A 21214-nucleotide genomic window follows, 5' to 3' on the forward strand; every position below is an offset into this window, starting at 1 on the left:
TTACATTTTTCCATCATCAGGTATTCTATACGCTACGAGAGGTAATGTTAAAGCCGTTTCTTTATAGCGAAACGGCTTTTCTATAATAAAAATAGTAACAAGGGTCACTTTTTTGAATCAAGAATAAACATCGACGCATCTTGTCCCATGAATATTTTATTTCCTGTGTAAAAAGTTTTGAATTGAATATTCCTATACCCTATTTTAGTCATAATGTCGGTTAGCTCTTCGGGATTAAATCCGTTATGAACAATATCTGAAACTACATTTTCATTTTTATTAAAATCTACGATCAGTAGATGTCCTCCTTCATTAAGAACATCAAATAATCTTGATAAAACTAATTCAACATCATGAATATGGAGTAGAACCTGAGCCATAAAAATATAGTCGGCACGTAAATCCGTTATACTTTCCTTTTCAATATCAAAGCATAATGTATCTACATTCTGAATATTAAAATTAGTTACTTTTTGCTTTATTTGATTAACCATGTTTTGTGATGTATCCAGAAAAAGCATAGAATTAAACTCGTTTAACAAGTTCATCCCGACAAGACCAGTTCCACACCCAAAATCAATAGCATTCTTACTTTTAGCGTCAACTAAATAATTACTGATGGCATCTGATGATACCTTTGCAATTTGTATTCTTTCAGGAGTGTCATATATATTAGCTATCATTTCAAACTTATCAGTATTACCCATTATTATCTCTCCGATCAGACTAAATAAACAACCTAAATAATAAGATACGATTCTGTAAATAATATTTCAACTAATTGCTTCGTTAGTGACAGTCGTAAACTTTAAAATTCGACTCCTTTACATGCGGCGCCAGTCATGCTTTTGAGAATATAAAGATGAGACGTATTAAAATAACCCACCCTAATGTAAATTCTCTCAATTTCGAGTGACTCATCCCCCATTTGTTCAGTTTGAGCCCCATTTATATTTACCTTTAAATAGCCAGCAATTTCTTCGCCGTCATAGATGACATAGGATTCCTAAAAAATGTTAGATAATTCCTTTTTCAGTTGTTTATCATTGAATGCCTTTTCTATATAAACTTTCATATTTTCAGATGAATTCGGATCTTTAAATGTAGCATGGAATGTTTCGATACTTAAATCTTGTAGTTTTTTTAAATCTTCTTGTTTCTTAAATCTAACGGGATGAGATTTATTATGAAAAAGTGAAATAAAAAGATTCTTTTGATGCACACTTTCGGAGTACCGAACGCCAACAAAAGAATCTTTTTATAACTCATTTATCAAAAATTCTAAAATCACAAGGTTATTTTAATAGAACCCCCCCTATTTACAAAATTCCATTCAAAGCATTTTTTGATCCACTACCAATGATTATTTTTTTCGTTTATGTCCATAATTTCCGATTAGATAAATAATGGCGCTATTACATGCGGAATTAGTATATGCAACACAAAGTCGGTAGAAAAGTGAGCAATCATAGCCGACTCCAGCCCCTTTTTCCAGTAGAGCCAACCATAAATAACGCTGAGAGAGCCGTTAAGCAATACCGCCCGGAAGATTACGTCACTGGTGATCGCGGTCATCGCGCCCGTGATTCCGAGATGACCGAGGCCAAAAATCACCCCTGTTATAATTATTGCCAACCACACGCCGATTTTAGTTGGGCCTCCATCTTTCGCCTTTTTGATTTTGGAAGCAATCCAAACCAAAAGCGTCATCAAAAAAAGCCGGAATAATATTTCTTCTGCCGTACCGCCATAGAAAATCGCAAGCGCGGATTTCCAAACCGGCACCGCCATTTCTGCCTTCATCAGTTCAACAGACATATTCCAGAACGGGATGCACAGTAAAACGACAAGCACACCGCCCAAAATGCCCCAAAGGACAGATGAACCGAGTATAGATTTCAAATAGCCCTTTCGCTTTTCACCGCCTGTAATTCCCTCCAAAATCGGTGCGCCAAATCCAATATGTCGCGCCAAAAGCAATCCGAAAAAGCTTACCAGCGCACCCAACACCAGTGTTTGTGCTATCTGCGCAGGTATGATGATCTGCATAGGCGCGTTATCTGGCAGTTGCACAAGCGCGTACGTAAACGGCATAACCATTACGCCCGTCACGACGCTTACGGCAGTAAGTAGGAAGAATAGCTTCCAGTTGATTATCTTTTTCATGAGCCAGTTTCCTCCTAAGAAATTATTACATGCCTATTGTTAATAAATAAAACTAGCTATTGTTATTTACCTCCTGATGACTATTACAATACCGAATGAATCCAATCGGAAATATCATTGATCACTTGTTGATCGACATGTTGTGCAACCTTATACTCTTTTTTGGCTTTTCGTATCTCTCCATAAACAAAAGGCATGAAAGCATGATTCAGGTTTGGATAAAGTTTATACGTAACATTGGATCTATCTCCCAATATTCTTTTATAACCATTAAAATCCTTTTCCACTGATACATGGAAATCTTTTTCTCCTTGCAGAATGAAAAGGGGCTTATTTAATACATTGAGATAATTGGCAGATGGATGTTCGCCCATTTCTTTTAGGTAGTAGGCTCTAACATGTCTTCCTAAAACTTTCGTGGATTTTGCTTCTTCATCACTTAGGTTATAGATGTTGTCAAACTTTGATGATAAAGCTGCTATTTGTTTTCTAGCAATCCCTTTCAAAAGCTTATTCAATGAATGCAAAACTTCGTTATTTTGATCCATTAGAATTTCTTCAAATTTGCGTGGAGACCCACCCATAATAATGATTCCAGCAAAATTACCGCCTTCTGCATCAATTCGCGGAGCTAACATCCCACCTAAACTATGACCGATAATAAATATTTTATTTGAATCTATACGTGCATCTCTTCGCAAAAACTCTGCAGCAAGGATCGCATCTTCAATGGTTTCTTCTTTTACTGTTAATGCCGTATCATTTCTCATTTCTTTGCCATACACGAATGTTCTTTTATCATATCGCAGTACTGCAATTCCTTTTCCAGACAAACCATCAGCAATATCCTTAAAAGGATGAATGTTTCCGATTTTTTCATCCATGTTGCTTGGACCAGAGCCTTGAACCAATACAACTGCAGGAACTAATCCTTTTGTTTCATCAGGAATGGTCAATATTCCATTCAGTGGGTACATTGTTTCAGCACCTAAAACAAGTTTTTCATCAGTCATTATGTTACCTCCTTAAATTGACAACCAATAGATAAGTGAATGCATCAAGTTGACCCTATCAGTTCAATTTCAAATTTGAGCTTTTAGTTTTTCAACAATACTTTTGTATTTCGGTTCATTGTGCAAAGGAAAAAATGCAGGAGTTTCCACAACACTTTGCACGATACTTTCTTTTATTATCTTTTCGTCTCTAGGAGCTTCAATATCATAATCCTTCAGCCAGTTCTCAATACTGTCAAAAAAGGAATCTCCTTTCAATTCGTACGGTAAAAGGAGGTTCGTACAAATGTAAGTGTATTTTTCGAGCATTTCCAATGCTTTTTCCGGTTTATTTTGCATCATATAACCTTGTGCTGCGGCCAAATATAGCAACGACACCAAATTAGGGTCCAGTTTTTCAACTTCAAAGACTTTTGAAATTTCGATAAAACGTTCAAGTGCCAGTTCAAATTTTTCAGGTCGATTGGCAACCAACAGCAAGTATGAATGTGCCGGCGCAAGAAGGCCGTGGAGATGTTGATACAGACTGACCTGTAAAGCTTCCTTTGCCTTCTCCATATCTCCGGTCATTTGATAGACTTTGGAGAGTAAAAAGTTATCACTAATCGGCGGCTTCATCGTTTCGTCAAGCAATTCCAAAGCTTCCACCGGTTGATTTAAGATGATATAACATAGCACTTCCAATGAATTTGCTTGCTTCCCGATCCAAATATCATCACTTTCCTTCTTAATCCGGATACATAAATCAATGGCCTCCTGTAACAGTGCTTCCTGCCTTTCTCTTTCTGTAGCAAGGACAAAATGATTGATAAATAATTTGGCCATTTGCAGTAGCAGGGGAAAACAAGAGTAATATTTCTTTATAATTGCACGACATTGGTCAAGTACTTCATCAAAAGGCTTGCTGCTAAAATCCTCAGCCAGTCGGGAGTACGTTTTCTTTATATCCTCTTTTGTCATTTGCGGGAGATAGCCAATGAGTTCATCAATGCTTATATTAAAATAGGTTGCCAATTCGGCAGCAGGGTGATATCCGGATAGCTTTGAGCCGTCTCCCATTTGGATACGGAAGCCTTCGATATACCGATATACTCAGCAAGTTTATCCTGTGTGATACCTTTTTCTTTTCTTTTTGCTGTAATAACTTTTGCAATACTTATTTCTCTCATCATTTTCACTCCCTATACTGTTATTAAAATGTATTTTACCGTCGATTCCAATGGAGTTCTATTTTATTTTAATAGATAAAATCAACTGTTAGGCAACAAATCCATTGATACACAAAAATTCGTTCAGCATACGTAAACACTTTTTGTATTCCAACCGTTGGCTAAGAGAATTTAGTGTTATTGAATTGGCTATGTCATAAAAAAATAATCCCTATTAGCAATAATACTTGGTTGGAGTGTAAATTCACGGAATTATGTTAATAGAAATGGTTGATGGGGATTTTTGACCACATCCTATAATTGTAGAAATGATATTGTCTAACGTACGCTCAATTCCACGTTAGTAAAGCACAACTTGGCGCAAAATTGTTACGTCTTAATAAAAGTAAAGGTTGGTTAGTTCCACCGCCATTACATGTAGATTATCCGGAAAGATAATATTTATTTAACCTGACAATCTGTCTCCCCCGTTTTATACTGGGGGTTTTTTATTAATAAAATGTATAACGAGGTAATGCTATAGACATATTTTCATGGTAATCAAGATTACAAAGTAAATTCCCACACAAGCTTTTATAACTAGTAATAGAATCATAGATGGTAATAATAAATTTATTCCTATTGTTTTGAATGACTCGAAGCGAGATACGATCGAGGAAATTTTAGAAGCCTTTAATGAGGTAGTTAAGGCATGTCATCAAACAGAAGCAGATGATAAAACAAATAACTAATTACATAGTTATTTGTTTTTATCAAGAAGAAAAGGTTCTTTTGATTTACATTTCGGAGTACCGAATGCCAACAAAAGAACCTTAAATTAAGTTGTTTTTTATATAGTTTTATTTAAATTCACTCTAAATTCTTGATTTCACTGCATGTTTTAAAAAAGATTGCATTGGTTACTTTGAAGCTATTTTAGTAACCATTTTTAGTATCATATAACTTATCTCAAGCTTTTCTTGACAAAATGACAACTGGAATAAGGATTAAAGATAATAGACCTCCAGCTAAAGATAATGTTGCATAGCTTGCATTAGCTACTATCCTACTTGAGAGAGCACCACCAGAAGCTCCTGCTAGTGCAACTAAAACGTCTATTTTTCCTTGTGTTTTTGCTCTAGTGGAAGGTTCAGTTGAATCAACTATTTGTGCAGTACCACTAATTAAGCCAAAGTTCCACCCTAATCCAAGTAAAGAAAGAGCAATGATTAAAAGAACCATAGAATCGCTCGGTGCAAATGCCGCTAATAAACCAGCAAATAACAAAGTCACTCCTGAAGCAATACTCATAGCTGTTCGTCCGATTTTATCAACAAGAATTACTGTTACGAGCGATGGAAGATACATTGAGCCTACATGGAATCCTATAACAATTCCTACTTCCGATAAACCATGACCATGATGTTTCATATGTACTGGTGTCATAGTCATGATAGCAACCATTACAATTTGAGTAAGTACCATCACCGTTGCACCTACTGTAAGACCCCTTTTATTTAGAGCTTTTTTATTTAAGGATTCTGCCTTATTTTCATGCTCATTTTTTTGTTTGTGCGCTTCTATCATTGTTGCAATTTCTAATGGATCAGGACGTAACATAACAAAAAGAACAAGACCTGCTAAGATATATGCTGCTGCTGATAAGATAAATGGACCCGTAAGCGCCGGCACACCAATAGAAACAGCAAATTTACCCATAAAATCTACTAAATTTGGCCCTGCCACAGCCCCAAGTGTTGTTTAGTAACCATATTACAAAAAGTAATAAAATTCTTTTGTTGTGGCACTTTAGTAGTCTCTTGTCTGAAACCCAATGTCTTACCATTGAATGATCAAGTTCTAATTCTATCGCTACTGTTTTATAACTTATAATTATTACTTTGGCTTGTTCAACTAACCAGCACGTTAGTGAAATAAGAAATCTTATTAACTTTAAAGCTAATAGGATTTCTTATCAAACTTTATTTTAAAACCACACCAACAAAGTGGAAGGCATTTAGTTTTATTATGAAAAAATGATGGAGTAAATGAAAAACCAGTCCCGGATTTCAGGACTAGTCTTTGGAATTACTTATTTATTCTTTATTTGTTGCGATTACACGTGGTTCCGTCGTACTATTTGATGCATCAGTAACAATAACTGCATTTTGTTCTTTGCCTTTATTTGTTGCGATTACCTGTGGTTCCGTCGTACTATTTGATGCATCAGTAACAATAACTGTATTTTGTTCTTTGCCTTTATTTGTTGCGATTACCTGTGGTTCCGTCGTACTATTTGATGCATCAGTAACAATAACTGCATTTCGTTCTTTGCCTTTATTTGTTGCGATTACATGAGGTTCCGTCGTACTATTTGATGCATCAGTAACAATAACTGTATTTTGTTCTTTGCCTTCTTTCAGCGTTGGTGGCTCTTGGCCAGTTGCCGCAAAGACGGTCATCCCTCCAATGACTAATGTACACGCTAATGCTGTTCCTAAAACCGACTTTTTCTTTAAGGTCATAATGGACACAATCCTTTCTTCAATCCCATTTTTACTAAAATGATTACAAAGCGGCGTAACCTTATTGGTTTCATCTGCCATATTGATGAGAGATAATGCATATGCTGACTTTGCCTTATCTCCAAACTGTCTAATAACCCTTTCGTCGCAAGACAATTCAATGTCTCTGTTTACTAAAAAATACATAAGCCAAACTAAGGGATTAAACCAATGCAAAGCTACCATAATCGTTAAAATTACTTTCCACAAAACGTCAAAGCGTTTAATATGAATTAATTCATGCGTGAGAATAAACTGAATACTTGCAGCATCTTCCCAATTTGTTGATTTCGGCAATAAGATGACTGGTTTAAAGATTCCATATGTTAACGGGGTTTTAATTCTATCTGATACTGCAATTTGAATCGTTCTTTTTAATTTATGATCGTTTAGCCATCGATCGAGATACTCATTATTCTTCACTGGGATGGCAGTTTTAAATTCTTTATAAAATCTAACATAGGCCACTATAAAGAATAGCAAAACTCCGATACCCCCACATGCCCAAAGGTACTGGACGGAATCGCTTGTCATCACAAGCAAAAGCTGATGAGAAAATGCGTTTGATGTTTGTGCGATTTCGATTGTATGGTGCATACTTTCCGAATCATTTGAGTGAGTGAGCGTAACAAATAAGTTTTTCAGTATAGGCTGTATGCTCAACTTTGAATAAAAAGAGTAGGGGATGAGTAGTTTAAATGCAACGAATCCCCAAAGAATTAAAAATGTTTGCTTTGGCACTTTATTTCTTACTAACATCCTCATCAATAACACAATGATGAGGAGGAGAGATGCGTCTACACTCATGTTGAGAATACTCATATCATAATTCCTCACTCAAGATCTTTAACAATTTGCTTTAATTTTTCGATCTCACTCGCGGACATGTTTTTCTTGTCTAGTAAGGATGCGAATAGTAAAGATTTAGAACCATTAAATATTTTATCAATCAATTCCGTCGTTTCTTGTTCTTGTATCTGTTCTTTTCTGATGATTGGATGACAGATAAAGTTAGGTTCAATTCTTTCAATGGCCTCTTTTTTTATACATTTTTTTATGACGGTATAGGTGGTATTTTTATTCCAACCTATTCGTTCGTTTAACATTTGTGAGAGCTGTTTAGCTGTCAAATCGCCTTCTTCCCATAAAATATTCATGACTTGTAATTCCGAATCAAACAATTTAACTTGCATACGCGCATGCTCCTTTTCTTAAGTGGACTATTGCAATAGTTTGCCACACACTAATACTACTGCGATAGTCTGTAATTGTCAAGACTATTGAGATAGTCTGTGGAGAGAACCCATTTTAAGGGCATAAAAGGTTATAAAAATAATAACCAGGTACTCATATAAAAATTATGAGCACTTGGTTATTTTGATGAAAAATTCCTCTATTCACGTTTTACATCTTTACACTGAAAGCTGTTTCCATTGTCACTTGAAGTACAAATTACATTTATTTTTTTCAGTTGACGCTTTCTTTTTCACTCTTTTTTTTGTTCAAAATTCACATAAAATTTTATTTGCGAGTTACTATTTTAATGTCCTTGATGGTAAAAAGACAATAAAATTTTTAATTTAAAACCTAATTAGGACGGGGTTAAAATATAGTTGTTTAATTTTCGATATAATATACTTTACAATACATAAAAATATAACAATAAAGTCATTTAAAAATCTAAGGTTTATTCAACAATGGCGCCCGATTGTTGAAGATCAATAAAAAAATTCTTGAAGCCAGGCACATGCTTATTGAGTTATAGCCACCGTTAACTTAACAAATCTTGATAAATGAGCTTAGTTAAGATTTATTTCTTAAAGAATACCACGGGGAGCAGCAGTTAATCGTGGTTTTTCTACATCAATTTTGAAATAAACATTGTTGCAATGCCAAAGTAAATAATTAAGGATAGTATATCATTTAGTGTTGTAATTAATGGACCAGACGCCACTGCTGGATCGATTTTAAATTTATATAAGATTAAAGGAATAATGGTCCCAGCTAAAGTCCCAATAATTAGAGTCACAACTAATGAACTTCCAACAACTAAACCTAAAACCGGATTTCCTTGCCAAATATAGGCTATAATCGAGATTAATATTCCACAGGTAATGCCAATAATCAATCCAACTTTAAGTTCTCTAATAATAAGTTTAAAAACTACTCCTTTATTAGTATCGGTAGTAATTAGACCTCTTACTACAACAGCTAATGATTGAGTATCCGTATTTCCAGTCATACCAGCAATCATAGGCATAAAGAACGCAAGTGCGACAACTTTGGATAATGTTTCCTCAAAACCACTAATAATGGTCCCTGAAACTAATCCGATAAATAAAAGTAAAATAAGCCAGGGAAGTCGGCGATACGCAGCCACGTGTGCCTTCGTGTCAAAATCAATGGCTTTACCAGATGCCGAAAGTTTTTCAATATCTTCGTTTGCTTCCTTGATAACAACGTCAATAATATCGTCAACTGTTACTATTCCTACTAATTCATTATTTTTTTCAACAACAGGAATTGATAAAAAATCATAACGCTCTATTACACGAGCTACTTCTTCTTGATCCGTTTCAACAGAAACGGAGATCACTCTGCTATACATAATATCCTGAATCTTTTCAAATTCATCACTTATTATTAAATCTCGATAGGATACAACACCTACTAATTTTTTATCATTATCAATTACATATAAATAGTTAATCGTTTCCGAGAATTCTGCAAATGTTTTAAGTTTATCAACTGATTCTCGAATAGTATAGTGTTGAGGAATCCACACAAAACGGTTTGTCATTATTCGTCCTGCCGTTTCAGGAGAATAATTCATTATATTTTGAACAATTTTTGATTCTTCTTGCTTCATACCTGAAAGAAGTTCTTCAATTTTATCAGGAGATAGGTTTTCTAACAATGAAGCTAAATCATCATTATCCATTAAATCCATTACCTGTCCTGATTTTTCGATCCCTAATTTATTAAGAACTTTTAATTGATGTACTTTTTCAAGCTCTTGAATGAGTTCAGCGATTTGTTCAGGAGTAAGAAACAATAAGAAACGTGTATGATGTTTTTCTGGTAACCCCTCAAAAATCCGTGCAATATCATAAGGTTGGAGTTCCTTTAATATTGCTTGGAACTCTTTCTGTTTTCCTTCTTTTAATGCCTTAATAATTTGAAGCGTTATTTGATCTTCTGGCATGTTTTTAATCATTTTAACAACCACTACTCCTTCATTGAGGAATAAAAGAATATTCCCCCAACGATAAGACATTCGTTAAGAAAGATAATTTAAAATTCCTCATGGATATTCTGTGTATTTAGTTCATTTTTATAATACTTCGAGTCTGGTTCTGAATAGTTATCCATTTTCCTCACCTCACAAAAAAATAAAACACCTTCATAACGAATGAAGGTGTTTACACGGTACTATATACGTACATTGATTGCACAACAAATTAATTGTAGCTAATCTACTCCTCCATTCATAGAGCTTTAGCACTGTGTGGCATAGGACAGAGCCAGCTACATTAAAAACCACCTTATGTCGATGGTTTCTGTTGACCCATTGGCGTCTTTCGACATTTTTGGGCAGTAGCATATCTCCTACACAGGAGCCTCTTGAAAAGGGATATTTTTTTAGATTGTTTCCAAAATCTCTTTTGCGATTTCATCAAGTTCTTCTGCGAGTTCATTATGTGTAGGTGTTTCAGCAACTCTTGTTAAATACTCTCTAAACTGAACTCTTGACTCTACTGGCAATTCAATAACCAAAAAGTGTAAAATAAACCACTTCCAGTTTTCGTCATCTGAAGATAAAACATCTTGCACATGTGGGACAATTTCTTCTGGAAAAGTTAATAGTAATTCTAATACGCTTGGTGCTACTGGCCAATTCATATCTTGAATCCATTCAAGGAGGTTAGGCAGTAAAGGCAATATTTTATCTCTATCCATTTTTTCAATCATTTCTACTCTATCATTATCATGCTTATGTCTTGGCAAAAGATATTCAAAGTTTTCCATATGCATCTCTCCCTTAGATTTTTATACATGGCAATCTATTTATTGTATCAGTCTTTATTGAACTAATCTGCGCCGTTAGTTCAATAAGAAAAAAAGAGCTGCCTACGCAACTCAATGATCTTCAAGTAAAGCACCCCGTTCGTTGAATAAGGAAAATACTAAGGTTACTTTTTCATACCGATGTATAGTAGGTGAGATGAAATCCCTAGAATATATGGGTCTGTCGCTTTTTCTTTTATTAAATTAATGATTTTATTTACTTCCTCTTCACCCTTTCCTTTCCAGTAATTCCAACTATCGTTGTTTAAAATAACTCCTGGATTTGAACCAATTAAATCTAATAATGTTTCAAATCCTTGCGATTCCATAAAAGGTTTTATGTCCTCAATATTAAAATAATACGCACCTGTAAAACGTCCCTTATCTGCATGATTAAAGCAACCTGTTTGAGAAAACTGAATTATGTTATCCAAGTTATCGTTTGGTCTCCAATTCTCTGGAAATAATAGGGATGTAAGTATGTGTCTAATTCTTGGCATAAAAGCAACAAAAACCAGCCCACCCTTTTTTGTCACTCTTTTTAATTCTTTTACTGCCTTAATACGGTCATTTTCCTTCTGTAAATGGTACATAGGGCCAAGCATTAATGAAGAGTCGAATTGTTCTTCTTTAAACATATTAAGTTCTTTAGCATCAGCTGTATAAAACCCTTCAAACCGTCCTTCTAAATCAAGTTCTTTTGCTTTATTTTTAGCAACTTCAACTAACCTTGGTGTTAAATCGGCCAATGTTACCTTATATCCATCTTTGGCAAGTTCCATTGAATATTTTCCTGGTCCAGCCCCATTATCAAGGATGTATCCCTTTTTGGGCATATATTTCTTTATATAATGCCAATTTACTTGGAATTCAATAGGTTCACGTTCAAGTCTTCCCCACTCATCAAATTGATTGTAATAGTTAATTATCTTACTCATAATTTCCGCCCTCTCCATCTTTTTTACCTATTAATTTCGGTAAAAAGTATTCAAGTCCTTCTTCAACTAACCTGCCCCGTTAGCCATCAATGAAGCGCAAAAATCAGCTCTTCACCACAGAAAATGAAAGATGATTAAGTTCTTTCATGGGAGTTTAAGTGCATTTCTTCACAATCCTCATAGTGATAATAATATAAATATCCAATAAGAAATCATCTACCCCTAAGAATCTAATGGATTTTAGGAATGGTTTCATATTTCACTTATTACCATACATGTAAAGCCATTTGACGCTATATTTATAACTTTTCTTTCATTGAAAACCTCCAAAAAGGCTTAGGAATAACTCCTAAGCCTTTTAATCTTCTTTTAGAGTCTAACTGTACATCAAACCAACTTGACCCGATGCTACTTTTTGTACCTCTATTTCTGATTGTTAAAGTACCTCTATAGTTCCAGAAGACCTCGAAATAATTTTACAGGGGTATTCGTTAGCTAACTAAGAAAATGAATCAGGGTAGCGAGCTAAAAATTGAACCATCTCATCTGAAATTTTCCATTTAAATATTGCAGTCAATGTTGGGTTTCTAAAAAATGAATTCACAGCATTATAATTAAATTCTGTATTGTAAGTTTCAAATTGTTCAGTAACATTTTTTGCTCTAAGACGCTGAAGATCGACAGATCGAGAAAGTGATCCATTGGCAAAATCAAAATCAACCATTTTTATAGTTTTTCTCTCGGGATTTTGGTTGGTATAAGCATGAACTTCCATTCGGTTAATATCATACACAAGACTATAGACTGTATCCTCACGCTTTGCAGAGGTTAATACTTCGAAAGTAAAATCAATTACATCGACAAGATTTAGATTTTCTTGCAATCTTTTTGAAACTGTTAATAGCCGTTGCATTGAGTTCTCGTGATATTCATCACAATCAGACCAATTTGTTTTTCCACTCTCGATTTCTTTCAACGCTTCTTCATAAGGAGAATTTACTATTATTGGAAATATCGATTTTTCCCTGTAGAAGGTCATTTCTCCATTAAAAAATTCTATTATTGTATGTTCTCCACTTCTGTCTGCAATCAGATAGTGTAATTTAGATGTACTCTGGTCAATTCGAATGGACGGGGCTACTTCCAGGACTTCTTGAACCGTACTACATGTGTCTAACAAATATTGAATCCATTGTAACTCGTTTACCGCAGGACGTACGTCAGAAGCAGGATATTCAGTTTGCCAAAGAGTGGTCTGCTCCACAACAAGACCTTTTTCATTAATACCGCCATTCGGATTTTCCTTTCCAATCTGTGAAACGGTCAAACTTCCATAAGCAGAGACCCAAGAAGCTGGTTGAGTAGGTGGCATCATTAAAGCCGTCTTTCGAACACCTCTTTGGTTTGTAAATAAATAAACCCCATCGTAGATCACATCTTGATTCTTACAAACAAGAAATTCACCATTTTGATTGATTTGAAAAGCTGTACTCATGTATTTTACTCCTTTGGATTTAACAATTTTTCAAGTAAAACATAATTACCGTTTTCCATTAGTTCTAAAAAAGTTTCGCAAATTCTACGGGTTTGTTCATTGTTTTGACTAACTATGGTATCAAACCTACTAATTAGGATATACTTCTCTTTTTCGGTTTCAAGAAGAACTAATTTCTCACGATACTCTTCAACTTCGTGCTCGCCTTTATCTAACTTTTGATTAAGGAAAAGAATTTGAATATCAATCTTTTTTTCTTGTGTTAGTTCTTGTAAATAATTTTTCTCATCGATTAATAAATTTGCCTCAATCTTAAAATACTCAGCTAAAAATTGTAGCCTCTCCTTGGGAACAGGACGACGCTTTTTGACCCAATCGGAAAATTGTTGTGGAGTAATCCCTGCAGCCCTACATACATTAACATACGAGACTTGATTGATAAGAGCCAAGTATTGTAAGACAGTTATTGATTCTTGTGAATTCATTTTCATCTCAATCGCCTTCCTGACATAATATATGTCAATTATAACGTTGACGTAAAATATGTCAATCATAATTTTTTAAAATTTTAAATAATACCATTGGGCTTCCACAAAAAAGTGAAAATAAACCAGGTTATGATCTAACCTACTTGTTACTTTAAGTACAAAATTTCATTATCTTTTCTAAACTTTAACCTAGATATCTGGTGTTGTTCAACAATACAATATGGCCCAATTGTTGAATAGAAACACCGGGTCATTTGTGTTGTTACCGTCTTTGGCTGACAAGTTAGTCCATTTTCTGTGTATGCCTTCCAACGGTCCATATCGAAATCTTTTTAAATATAAAGTACTAAAACAACATTGTATTGAAAAGATTATCACCACAAGTAAACTAGGCTTAGTGAATATTTTAATTGCTCCTGCTTTGACTACATTCACAAAGTAAGCACTTAAATCCATTGGTTACTTTGAAACTATTCCAAGTGTTGTTGTTTAGTTATCATATTACAAATAGACAAAAATCTACTATGGTACTTTTAGGGCGCTCTGCTGCCTGTTTAGTTACGAACAGGACTGCCAGAAAGCAAATAAAAAGCCCAGCAAACTATGCTAGGCTACCTCCATTATTCTTCCTCTTCAAGCAAAATAACACTTTCCAAATATTTATAAATCTTCTTAATTCTTTTGCTAATTCATTATTTATATCACCAGCTTGATACCATTCATTAATAAGATTTCTTTGTGCTTCAATGGCTATAAAAGCTAAGTCTTCTTTTTGTTCTTCCTGTTCTGAAGAATCCATTTTATAAGATGAATATTGTATGTGACGATAATAAATTTCCACTTTTTGCGCAATATCTAAAGAAAATTCATTCGTTTCTTGCACATGCTTGATAATTGATGCTGTTACATAATCTTTTAAATCTTTTTTTACATGATTAATTTGTTTTACAACATTGGCTGGTAGTTTGCTCATCTTCCGTTCATGTAAAAAATAACGTAAACGACGTTTTAACAAAGTAAATGTCCGGTTATTCAACATATCTTTTCTTCCTTAAGAATATAATCAATTTCATGTTTTTGCTGTTCAATAAAATAAGGCCTTTTCATAGTTAATATTTGTTCACTAACTCAATTCACACCCAATTATGTCACCAATGAGTGAACCATTCCACTAGGATAGATACAGTAAAAGCCGTTTCTCTAATATAGCGAAACGGCTTATCTTTAATAATAATATTGCAAGGATCACTCTTTTGTAAAATTAATTGTTGACTACGCTAAAAATTACTAAAAGGCGGCTTATTTAGAAGCTTCGATCTTTTTTTACTTTTTAAACATAAACCTAGCCCTAATCCAATCACAGCAATCACAATTGAAAATAAAAATACATCATTGTTTCCAGCAATAAAGGCATCAATTGAAATTGACCTTTTCAGCTTTTGAATCGCATCAGCAGTCATACCTATCATCTCAGTTTTATGCTCTTCTAGCATTTCCTTACCATGAAATTCTGTACGATTCGAAATCAATGTGACAATTAGACTCGATGTAAGTGCTCCAATCGTTTGTCCTAACGTACTGTTCATCGCTGTACCATGAGATACTTCTTCTGGTTTTAATGCATTAAGTGCATTTGTTTGTAAAAGTAAAATCGGAGGAATGTTTGAATCAGTTTGGATAGATGGGAAAGTAGTAATTATTCCAAACATACCAAAAAAATATGCATTTGCCGTTTTGGCGGGGATATTAACGAGCATAATTGATGAATGGATTAGAAGCGATTTTGAAGAAACACCAGAGCAGTTCTCTCAAATTGCTGTCTACATGACCAAAGAATTGGCGAAAAGTTTAGTAGCAAAATATGAAAAAAAAGGCTAGCCACTTAGCTAGCCTTTTTATAATTCACCCACCACGTTTAACACCCCGTTAGCCATCCATGAAGCGCAAAAATCAGCTCTTCACCACAGAAAATGAAAGATGATTAAGTTCTTTCATGGGAGTTCAAGAAGCCATTGCTTACTATCTTTGTTTAAAGATAATCAAATATATTTATATCAATTGAATCAATATAACCTATTTCCTCATTTAAATCCCAAAGCTTTATTTCTGATGTTTCCTCATTCTCTATAAATGGTTGTAGTTTTTCCATTGTAGTAAAGTACACAGGATTATATTTTATGTTGCCATCTAATGAATTTTCTGTTTTGATTAATCCTTTAAAATCTAAGTTTGTAACTAATTGTCCAGTTTCCTCATAAAGTTCTCTAATGGCACATTCCTTTGACGTTTCATTATTTTCTCTACCCCCAGAAGGTAGTTCCCATTGTTTACGCCAAGTGTTATAGCAAAGGAGATACTTTCCTTCGCACTTTACTACGGCAAAAGAACCCAATAGGGGCTGGTATTTTTTTATATCTATTTCTGGTATATTAATGAAATCAAGAAATTTAAATCCACTATTTTTCAGATAAGTCATAAGGAAGCCTCCTTTGATAAGCTTAATATTGCTTCAATAAACAGCATACAAATACCTTTATCTTAGTTTTTCTCGTAAACTAACCTGCTTCGTTAGAAAAAAGCGCCTCCACTTTTTGTAGAAACGCACCCGTTAGCTTAAGTATTTTCTTTCACAAACTTTTGCTTGGTCTAGTCCGATTTAATAACCTTTTGTTCAATTCCCATAACGCCGTTTTATTGCTATCCCATTTCAAAAGCGTTACTGCCTCTTCAAAACATAACCATTTGTAGTTGAGGTGCTCTTTTGATAAAGATATATCTTTTGTAGGAACTTTAACACCAAAAGAAAATTCTTTTAATACATAAACGTCTTCTCCCCAAAGGAAATTCCCAACTACATCTTCTACTGGTAGTGACGACATAGAATCTAATTCAATATATGGATAATCTCTTGTAATACCAGCCTCTTCAAATGCTTCTCGTTTAGCTGATTCAATAGGAGTCTCACCCTCTTCTCCACCACCAGCTAATCCCTGCCAATATCCATAATCACTTCTCTTAAAAATTGCATATCCAATAGAATTGTCAGTGATTACATAAGGAAATACCAAAACTTGATAAGGTGCCCTCATTGCTTATCTCCTCCCAAAAATAACCTTAAAATAAATTTGACCTTTCTTCAACCACCCTGCACCTTTAATTCAAAAGCTCCTATACAACTCAATGATCTTCAAGTAAAGCACCCCATAGTTGAAGAATACTTAGTCCTATTTACTTTTTAAAATACATTGAAATCGTTCCACACCTGGATATTTTTCACCTAAACTCGTTATCTTAAATCCATAATTTTTATAAAAATTCACAGCATCTTTATCGGTTTCAGCAAACATAAAAGATAAAGAATATTTTTCCAAGATAAAGCTAATCATTTTACTCCCAATACCTTTTCCTCTATGATTTGGAGATACTGCGATATGTTTTATTTCACAATGCTTCGGACTTAAAAATTCTATTCCAATACAACCAGCAACCTCAGATTCAAGGTCATATCCATATAACTCTCTTACTGGAGATTGCATATATAATTCATATTCTTTCTCGACATTCTTTTCAGAGGTCGCGAAGGATAAAAGTTCTCTTACATTAGGTTGAATAGATGTCGATTTAATTTCTTTCATAAAACATGTCCCTTCTTGCATTAAACTGCAAAGTTAGTTGAAGAAGAATCAATTCCACGACTGCTCTATTGAACAATCACACCTGTTAGTTCAACAACTTCTTTAAATCAATTCTTGTGTAAGTTTTATTATAGGTCGTACCATTATCATTATAAAATATGGCTTTTTTAAAATATGGGTCGGAGACAGGTTGGTAACCGTGTTTGCTAATTAACTTTATCATTTTGGGATTTTCTATTGGGTCAACACTCACAAATATCTCAGAATGACCTAAACTCTTTGCAATATTTTCTCTATATCTAATTAAATCTGAACCTATACCATTACCCCGATAATTCTCTTTTACATATAGGTCACTTAATTTAGGAAGCAAAGTGCCTTTTAATTTAAGAACTCCAAAACCCAATATAAGTGAGTCTTGTTCAGCGATTGCCAAATATACCTCCCTTTTTGCAAATTGCTTTAAATAATTTGTGAATAAATCTTTATTATTTCTAATATCACATAAACCCGATAAGTCATTTTCATTCGCTAATCTTATTATGTAGTTCATTGTTACTTTCACTTCCCTTTAATAAATCACTATTTTAGATTCAATTCCATTTTTAACAATCCTACGTCGTTAGTTGAATAATTTAAGAGTAAATTTTGCTCATAAATAAAAACTGAACTAAATTTTATAAGTATTAGTTCAGTTGAAAATATCCAATAGTAGACATATCCCCGTTTATAAACCTGTAACATTATCAATAGGTATGGACTTATACCATAATGGTTGATCCAAATTAAAATAGTCATGATCTGCTAAAATGAGATGGATTCTTTCCAATGCATCATCGAAAGATTGTTCATCATATTTTTTCGTCCACACAATCGTAGAGACGATATTCATCGCTGCATAAAGGGCATATATTCGCCAAAATGTATTGTCTGGAGATTCTGTAAAATAACCATTTATTTGTCCAATACAAAATGGGATACTATGTCTTCTGCTAAATAAAGAAAGATTATAAAAATCATGATAGGGGTCACCAAAATCATAGCCATTAAAATCAATTACGCCATTGTACGTGTTGTTTAGAACGATGATATGGCCCAGATGAAAATCATCATGGAGTAAGGTTATAGGTCGATCTTTAAGAAGGTGGAAATTGTTTTCAATAAAGTTTAATATTTTATGCTCTTTTGGCAGTTGATAGCTACCTTTTTTATATTCATTTAAGTAAAAGTTGAATTTCTTTCTTTGAGCTTCTTCCCAGTGTATCGTTTGCGGGGCATGGTCATGTAGTTGATGAATTTTTCTTAATTCTTTTCCAGCAGCAAGACCTATATTAAATTGCGCCACCTCAGAAAGATTCATCATGAATTCATCAGCAGGGTATCCTTCAATATAGCTTAATACCATGACAGAAAGATTAGCCTCAATCAATAAGGTACATTCTATGGCTTTATGCGTTTGTACACCTTGTTTTTCTAATGCTTGAAGCAATGAAAATTCGATGGTTCGTTTTTCGTGATATTGTATGTCAGATAATCGTATAAAGTATTGATTTTGGTCAACGGTAACTATGTATTTTTCATCTGGTGAGTATCCTTTTTCGACTTTTTTTATAGATGAATAACCTTTAAGGCTAGATATGTGGTCTATTACACTTTCAATTAACAAAGTCAATTCCCCCTTCTCGCAACAAGTAAGAATAAAAACGATACTATACAGTCAAGTGAATGTGAATGTGAATGTGAATGTGAATGTCAATGTGAATGTCAATGTTATGTTATGTTATTTTGGTTTTGTAATTCTTTTTTTGAATTACTCCCTGAAAAACATCAGAGTATTTTTCAACTCCCCCTTTCCAATCTGGTCAGTAGGAGTTGCATTTTCCACTTGCATATTAAAAGCATTATTTAACCGTTCAACATTATTGCCTTCAATTTTAACTCTAGCAGCTAATAAAACTTGCAGAAGATATTCACAAGTCACTGATAGCAGTTGCTCGTTGTTTATTATTGGCTAAATCTGTCCCTGCATAACGAGCCTGTAAATTTGTTGCAGTTCCTGCGCCATAGATTAGTAGTGAGGCGAATAATAAAATGACACTATTCATCATAGCAGCAATTACTACACCAATTGCACCAAGTCCTCCAACAATAAAACCTGTCGATAAACCTGTACGACGCCCATAACGTTGTGATAGTTTCCCTACAATTAAAGCTGCACCCGCCGACCCTAAAGTTAATAAAGCGGAAGGTACCCCTGCATAAGCATCCGTCCCTAGCATTTGTTGAGCCAAAAGAGCCCCTACCGTAATACCAGCTGCAAGTCCTGCCCCACCAAAAACTTGAGAAAGACTAACAACGATTAGCACTCGCTTATATAAACTCTTTAGCTTTTCAGGAGAATCTATATAAGTCACTATAGATTCATGTGCATTTCCAACCATCTTTCAACAGCTTCTTTCTACTTATCTCAATGATTCTAACCATGTTATCCGCCCATTTGACAACTCCAACTCTAGTTTTATTATTTCGCAAATTGTAGCCAATCTTTAATGCACTGTTCCATCCGAAATGCGTTAATTTCTTTTGATTTTAGGATTTTCATTGCTTCTGCTGAAAGAAGTTAAAACTCGAGTTTAAAATTCATTTTAAGAGATTGCCTATACTTTAGACAATCTCTTTTTATTTATCATATAAAAAGTAGATTCACACCAATATTTATGGCGTAAATCTACTCTTTCATGCCCACATACTAAAGTGAGATGGATTTATAGCTTAATTCGCTTTTCTTCCTACAGCTATAATATAGGCGGGATCACGAATACCTATGTTTTTAGTAACCCAAAAGGATTGTCCTATTTTAATTTCAGGTATCTTTTTATTTCCAGGTCGTGTATATGAGTCTACTGAAAAACCGCCTGTATTAAATTGAACTAATGGCTGAATATCGGTTTTACCGTATGGCACAGTTTTGCCTGTCATATTTTGTGCCTTGATGCTAATACTAGAATTCTGGATTTTAAACGCACTTAGGTGGAAAGCATCATCAAGATAACCAGCCGTAAAGTCATTACCAGCAAAATTTTCGAATGGTTCTCCTACTACAACGCGCTTATCTGTTATATGGAGCAAATTCACATCATTTCTCCATTTGTACTCAATATCTGTATAATCTAAAAATAAACGAAGTGGTAAAAACAATGCTCCATCTTTTAACACAGGAACCGTATCCATCGTTAATTCCTTTTGATTAACATAGGCTGTTTTGGCGTTAATGGTTAACTCAAAGGTCTGTTTTAAAAGTTTAACAGTAGCCGTTTTTGTTTGATGGCTATAAGAAACCTCACCACCCATTAAATCCTGTATAGAACGCAGAGGTACTAACAGGCGTCCTTGCTGATCAAGAAACGGTGCACTTGGTCGTGTATAGAGAACAAAATATTTATCCATTTTTAAATAAATCGGGGTTTCTTTAGCTGGCAAAGATGAAGCATCAGCCTTAAAACCTAGTGGAGCGACTATTAACAAAATTAATGCTAATAAAGATGATAGAATTAATTTAAATTTAGTATGCACTATACACCTCTTCTATTTATAAATTGACGTATAACCTAAATCTCTCTTTATTTAAGTACTTATTATACCATGACATGGTTCATTTTTCCATTTACTATACTCTTGATAATTGGAATAAGGATAGTA

20 protein-coding genes, 5 pseudogenes and 1 riboswitch are annotated in these 21214 nt (G+C 34.1%); of the genes and pseudogenes, 2 read left to right on the forward strand and 23 right to left on the reverse strand.

The window, feature by feature from the left end; genetic code table 11:
- Positions 1-104: 104 nt before the first annotated feature.
- The 5 genes and pseudogenes from ACFXN8_RS01470 to ACFXN8_RS01490 all read right to left on the reverse strand — a co-directional run bounded on the left by ACFXN8_RS01470 (position 105) and on the right by ACFXN8_RS01490 (position 4348).
- Positions 105-707 (reverse strand): class I SAM-dependent methyltransferase, encoded by a 603-nt coding sequence (locus ACFXN8_RS01470; protein WP_386842228.1) that lies wholly within the window; start codon positions 705-707, stop codon positions 105-107.
- Between the two features lie 179 nt (positions 708-886).
- Positions 887-1201: pseudogene (locus ACFXN8_RS01475) on the reverse strand (GNAT family N-acetyltransferase); the annotation flags it as partial.
- 194 nt (positions 1202-1395) lie between these two features.
- Positions 1396-2166, reverse strand: a complete 771-nt coding sequence (locus tag ACFXN8_RS01480) for a CPBP family intramembrane glutamic endopeptidase (protein ID WP_386842230.1) — start codon at positions 2164-2166, stop codon at positions 1396-1398.
- 83 nt (positions 2167-2249) lie between these two features.
- Positions 2250-3179 carry an alpha/beta hydrolase family protein gene (locus tag ACFXN8_RS01485; protein ID WP_386842232.1) on the reverse strand — a complete coding sequence of 310 codons (930 nt, stop codon included), beginning with the start codon at positions 3177-3179 and terminating at the stop codon, positions 2250-2252.
- Between the two features lie 69 nt (positions 3180-3248).
- A pseudogene (locus ACFXN8_RS01490) lies at positions 3249-4348 on the reverse strand (helix-turn-helix domain-containing protein).
- 318 nt (positions 4349-4666) lie between these two features.
- Between ACFXN8_RS01490 and ACFXN8_RS26505 the strand changes: the two are divergent.
- Positions 4667-4786 (forward strand): annotated as a pseudogene (locus ACFXN8_RS26505) (DUF3231 family protein); the annotation flags it as partial.
- 510 nt (positions 4787-5296) lie between these two features.
- Here the strand turns inward: ACFXN8_RS26505 and ACFXN8_RS01495 are convergent.
- The 11 genes and pseudogenes from ACFXN8_RS01495 to ACFXN8_RS01545 form a co-directional block, all read right to left on the reverse strand.
- Positions 5297-6088 (reverse strand): annotated as a pseudogene (locus tag ACFXN8_RS01495) (MFS transporter); the annotation flags it as partial.
- Between the two features lie 335 nt (positions 6089-6423).
- The gene (locus ACFXN8_RS01500; protein ID WP_386842234.1) at positions 6424-7713 is read right to left on the reverse strand and encodes a M56 family metallopeptidase; all 1290 of its coding nucleotides are present in this window, start codon (positions 7711-7713) and stop codon (positions 6424-6426) included.
- Positions 7714-7724: 11 nt separating this feature from the next.
- Positions 7725-8084 (reverse strand): BlaI/MecI/CopY family transcriptional regulator, encoded by a 360-nt coding sequence (locus tag ACFXN8_RS01505; RefSeq protein ID WP_386842236.1) that lies wholly within the window; start codon positions 8082-8084, stop codon positions 7725-7727.
- A 665-nt stretch (positions 8085-8749) separates the two neighbouring features.
- On the reverse strand, positions 8750-10108 hold the full coding sequence (gene mgtE / locus ACFXN8_RS01510; protein WP_386842238.1) for a magnesium transporter: 1359 nt from the start codon (positions 10106-10108) through the stop codon (positions 8750-8752).
- Positions 10109-10367: 259 nt separating this feature from the next.
- A riboswitch (M-box (ykoK) riboswitch) is annotated at positions 10368-10530 on the reverse strand.
- 3 nt (positions 10531-10533) lie between these two features.
- Positions 10534-10920, reverse strand: a complete 387-nt coding sequence (locus ACFXN8_RS01515) for a DUF5071 domain-containing protein (RefSeq protein WP_386842240.1) — start codon at positions 10918-10920, stop codon at positions 10534-10536.
- 164 nt (positions 10921-11084) lie between these two features.
- Positions 11085-11897, reverse strand: coding sequence for a class I SAM-dependent methyltransferase (locus ACFXN8_RS01520; RefSeq protein WP_386842242.1), 813 nt, complete (start codon positions 11895-11897; stop codon positions 11085-11087).
- 499 nt (positions 11898-12396) lie between these two features.
- Positions 12397-13392 (reverse strand): carcinine hydrolase/isopenicillin-N N-acyltransferase family protein, encoded by a 996-nt coding sequence (locus tag ACFXN8_RS01525; protein WP_386842244.1) that lies wholly within the window; start codon positions 13390-13392, stop codon positions 12397-12399.
- Positions 13393-13397: 5 nt separating this feature from the next.
- A complete protein-coding gene (locus ACFXN8_RS01530; RefSeq protein ID WP_386842246.1) occupies positions 13398-13883 on the reverse strand; it encodes an XRE family transcriptional regulator in 486 nt (161 codons plus the stop codon).
- A 204-nt stretch (positions 13884-14087) separates the two neighbouring features.
- Positions 14088-14336: a DUF418 domain-containing protein gene (locus ACFXN8_RS01535; protein ID WP_386842248.1), complete on the reverse strand. Its 249-nt coding sequence runs from the start codon at positions 14334-14336 to the stop codon at positions 14088-14090.
- A gap of 145 nt (positions 14337-14481) precedes the next feature.
- Positions 14482-14919 carry a hypothetical protein gene (locus ACFXN8_RS01540; RefSeq protein WP_386842250.1) on the reverse strand — a complete coding sequence of 146 codons (438 nt, stop codon included), beginning with the start codon at positions 14917-14919 and terminating at the stop codon, positions 14482-14484.
- 238 nt (positions 14920-15157) lie between these two features.
- Entirely contained in the window at positions 15158-15466 is a 309-nt protein-coding gene (locus ACFXN8_RS01545; protein WP_386842252.1) for a hypothetical protein, read from the reverse strand.
- Between the two features lie 73 nt (positions 15467-15539).
- On the opposite strand from ACFXN8_RS01545, the gene ACFXN8_RS01550 reads away from it, so the two are divergent.
- Positions 15540-15758, forward strand: coding sequence for a TetR-like C-terminal domain-containing protein (locus tag ACFXN8_RS01550; protein ID WP_386842254.1), 219 nt, complete (start codon positions 15540-15542; stop codon positions 15756-15758).
- 151 nt (positions 15759-15909) lie between these two features.
- Here ACFXN8_RS01550 and ACFXN8_RS01555 read toward each other — a convergent pair whose 3' ends face one another.
- From ACFXN8_RS01555 to ACFXN8_RS01585, 7 genes and pseudogenes are all read right to left on the reverse strand, one after another.
- Positions 15910-16356: an NUDIX hydrolase gene (locus ACFXN8_RS01555; RefSeq protein ID WP_386842256.1), complete on the reverse strand. Its 447-nt coding sequence runs from the start codon at positions 16354-16356 to the stop codon at positions 15910-15912.
- 151 nt (positions 16357-16507) lie between these two features.
- Positions 16508-16969, reverse strand: a complete 462-nt coding sequence (locus ACFXN8_RS01560; RefSeq protein WP_386842258.1) for an NUDIX hydrolase — start codon at positions 16967-16969, stop codon at positions 16508-16510.
- A gap of 135 nt (positions 16970-17104) precedes the next feature.
- Entirely contained in the window at positions 17105-17515 is a 411-nt protein-coding gene (locus ACFXN8_RS01565) for a GNAT family N-acetyltransferase (RefSeq protein ID WP_386842260.1), read from the reverse strand.
- Between the two features lie 85 nt (positions 17516-17600).
- Positions 17601-18068 (reverse strand): GNAT family N-acetyltransferase, encoded by a 468-nt coding sequence (locus ACFXN8_RS01570; RefSeq protein WP_386842262.1) that lies wholly within the window; start codon positions 18066-18068, stop codon positions 17601-17603.
- Positions 18069-18242: 174 nt separating this feature from the next.
- A complete protein-coding gene (locus ACFXN8_RS01575) occupies positions 18243-19181 on the reverse strand; it encodes an aminoglycoside phosphotransferase family protein (RefSeq protein ID WP_386842264.1) in 939 nt (312 codons plus the stop codon).
- Positions 19182-19494: 313 nt separating this feature from the next.
- Positions 19495-19956, reverse strand: a pseudogene (locus tag ACFXN8_RS01580) (MFS transporter); the annotation flags it as partial.
- A gap of 331 nt (positions 19957-20287) precedes the next feature.
- Positions 20288-21088 carry a copper amine oxidase N-terminal domain-containing protein gene (locus tag ACFXN8_RS01585; RefSeq protein ID WP_386842266.1) on the reverse strand — a complete coding sequence of 267 codons (801 nt, stop codon included), beginning with the start codon at positions 21086-21088 and terminating at the stop codon, positions 20288-20290.
- Positions 21089-21214 lie beyond the last annotated feature (126 nt).

This window comes from Lysinibacillus sp. NPDC059133 (assembly GCF_042755925.1).
Lineage (GTDB): Bacteria > Bacillota > Bacilli > Bacillales_A > Planococcaceae > Lysinibacillus.

What these genes read in the sequence shown, in the direction of transcription:
- ACFXN8_RS01470 (WP_386842228.1), bottom strand. Translation starts at nt 707, where the DNA reads ATGGGTAATACTGATAAGTTTGAAATGATAGCTAATATATATGACACT.
- ACFXN8_RS01480 (WP_386842230.1), bottom strand. Translation starts at nt 2,166, where the DNA reads ATGAAAAAGATAATCAACTGGAAGCTATTCTTCCTACTTACTGCCGTA.
- ACFXN8_RS01485 (WP_386842232.1), bottom strand. Translation starts at nt 3,179, where the DNA reads ATGACTGATGAAAAACTTGTTTTAGGTGCTGAAACAATGTACCCACTG.
- ACFXN8_RS01500 (WP_386842234.1), bottom strand. Translation starts at nt 7,713, where the DNA reads ATGAGTATTCTCAACATGAGTGTAGACGCATCTCTCCTCCTCATCATT.
- ACFXN8_RS01505 (WP_386842236.1), bottom strand. Translation starts at nt 8,084, where the DNA reads ATGCAAGTTAAATTGTTTGATTCGGAATTACAAGTCATGAATATTTTA.
- mgtE (WP_386842238.1), bottom strand. Translation starts at nt 10,108, where the DNA reads ATGATTAAAAACATGCCAGAAGATCAAATAACGCTTCAAATTATTAAG.
- ACFXN8_RS01515 (WP_386842240.1), bottom strand. Translation starts at nt 10,920, where the DNA reads ATGGAAAACTTTGAATATCTTTTGCCAAGACATAAGCATGATAATGAT.
- ACFXN8_RS01520 (WP_386842242.1), bottom strand. Translation starts at nt 11,897, where the DNA reads ATGAGTAAGATAATTAACTATTACAATCAATTTGATGAGTGGGGAAGA.
- ACFXN8_RS01525 (WP_386842244.1), bottom strand. Translation starts at nt 13,392, where the DNA reads ATGAGTACAGCTTTTCAAATCAATCAAAATGGTGAATTTCTTGTTTGT.
- ACFXN8_RS01530 (WP_386842246.1), bottom strand. Translation starts at nt 13,883, where the DNA reads ATGAAAATGAATTCACAAGAATCAATAACTGTCTTACAATACTTGGCT.
- ACFXN8_RS01535 (WP_386842248.1), bottom strand. Translation starts at nt 14,336, where the DNA reads ATGGATTTAAGTGCTTACTTTGTGAATGTAGTCAAAGCAGGAGCAATT.
- ACFXN8_RS01540 (WP_386842250.1), bottom strand. Translation starts at nt 14,919, where the DNA reads ATGTTGAATAACCGGACATTTACTTTGTTAAAACGTCGTTTACGTTAT.
- ACFXN8_RS01545 (WP_386842252.1), bottom strand. Translation starts at nt 15,466, where the DNA reads ATGAACAGTACGTTAGGACAAACGATTGGAGCACTTACATCGAGTCTA.
- ACFXN8_RS01550 (WP_386842254.1), top strand. Translation starts at nt 15,540, where the DNA reads ATGTTTGAATCAGTTTGGATAGATGGGAAAGTAGTAATTATTCCAAAC.
- ACFXN8_RS01555 (WP_386842256.1), bottom strand. Translation starts at nt 16,356, where the DNA reads ATGACTTATCTGAAAAATAGTGGATTTAAATTTCTTGATTTCATTAAT.
- ACFXN8_RS01560 (WP_386842258.1), bottom strand. Translation starts at nt 16,969, where the DNA reads ATGAGGGCACCTTATCAAGTTTTGGTATTTCCTTATGTAATCACTGAC.
- ACFXN8_RS01565 (WP_386842260.1), bottom strand. Translation starts at nt 17,515, where the DNA reads ATGAAAGAAATTAAATCGACATCTATTCAACCTAATGTAAGAGAACTT.
- ACFXN8_RS01570 (WP_386842262.1), bottom strand. Translation starts at nt 18,068, where the DNA reads ATGAACTACATAATAAGATTAGCGAATGAAAATGACTTATCGGGTTTA.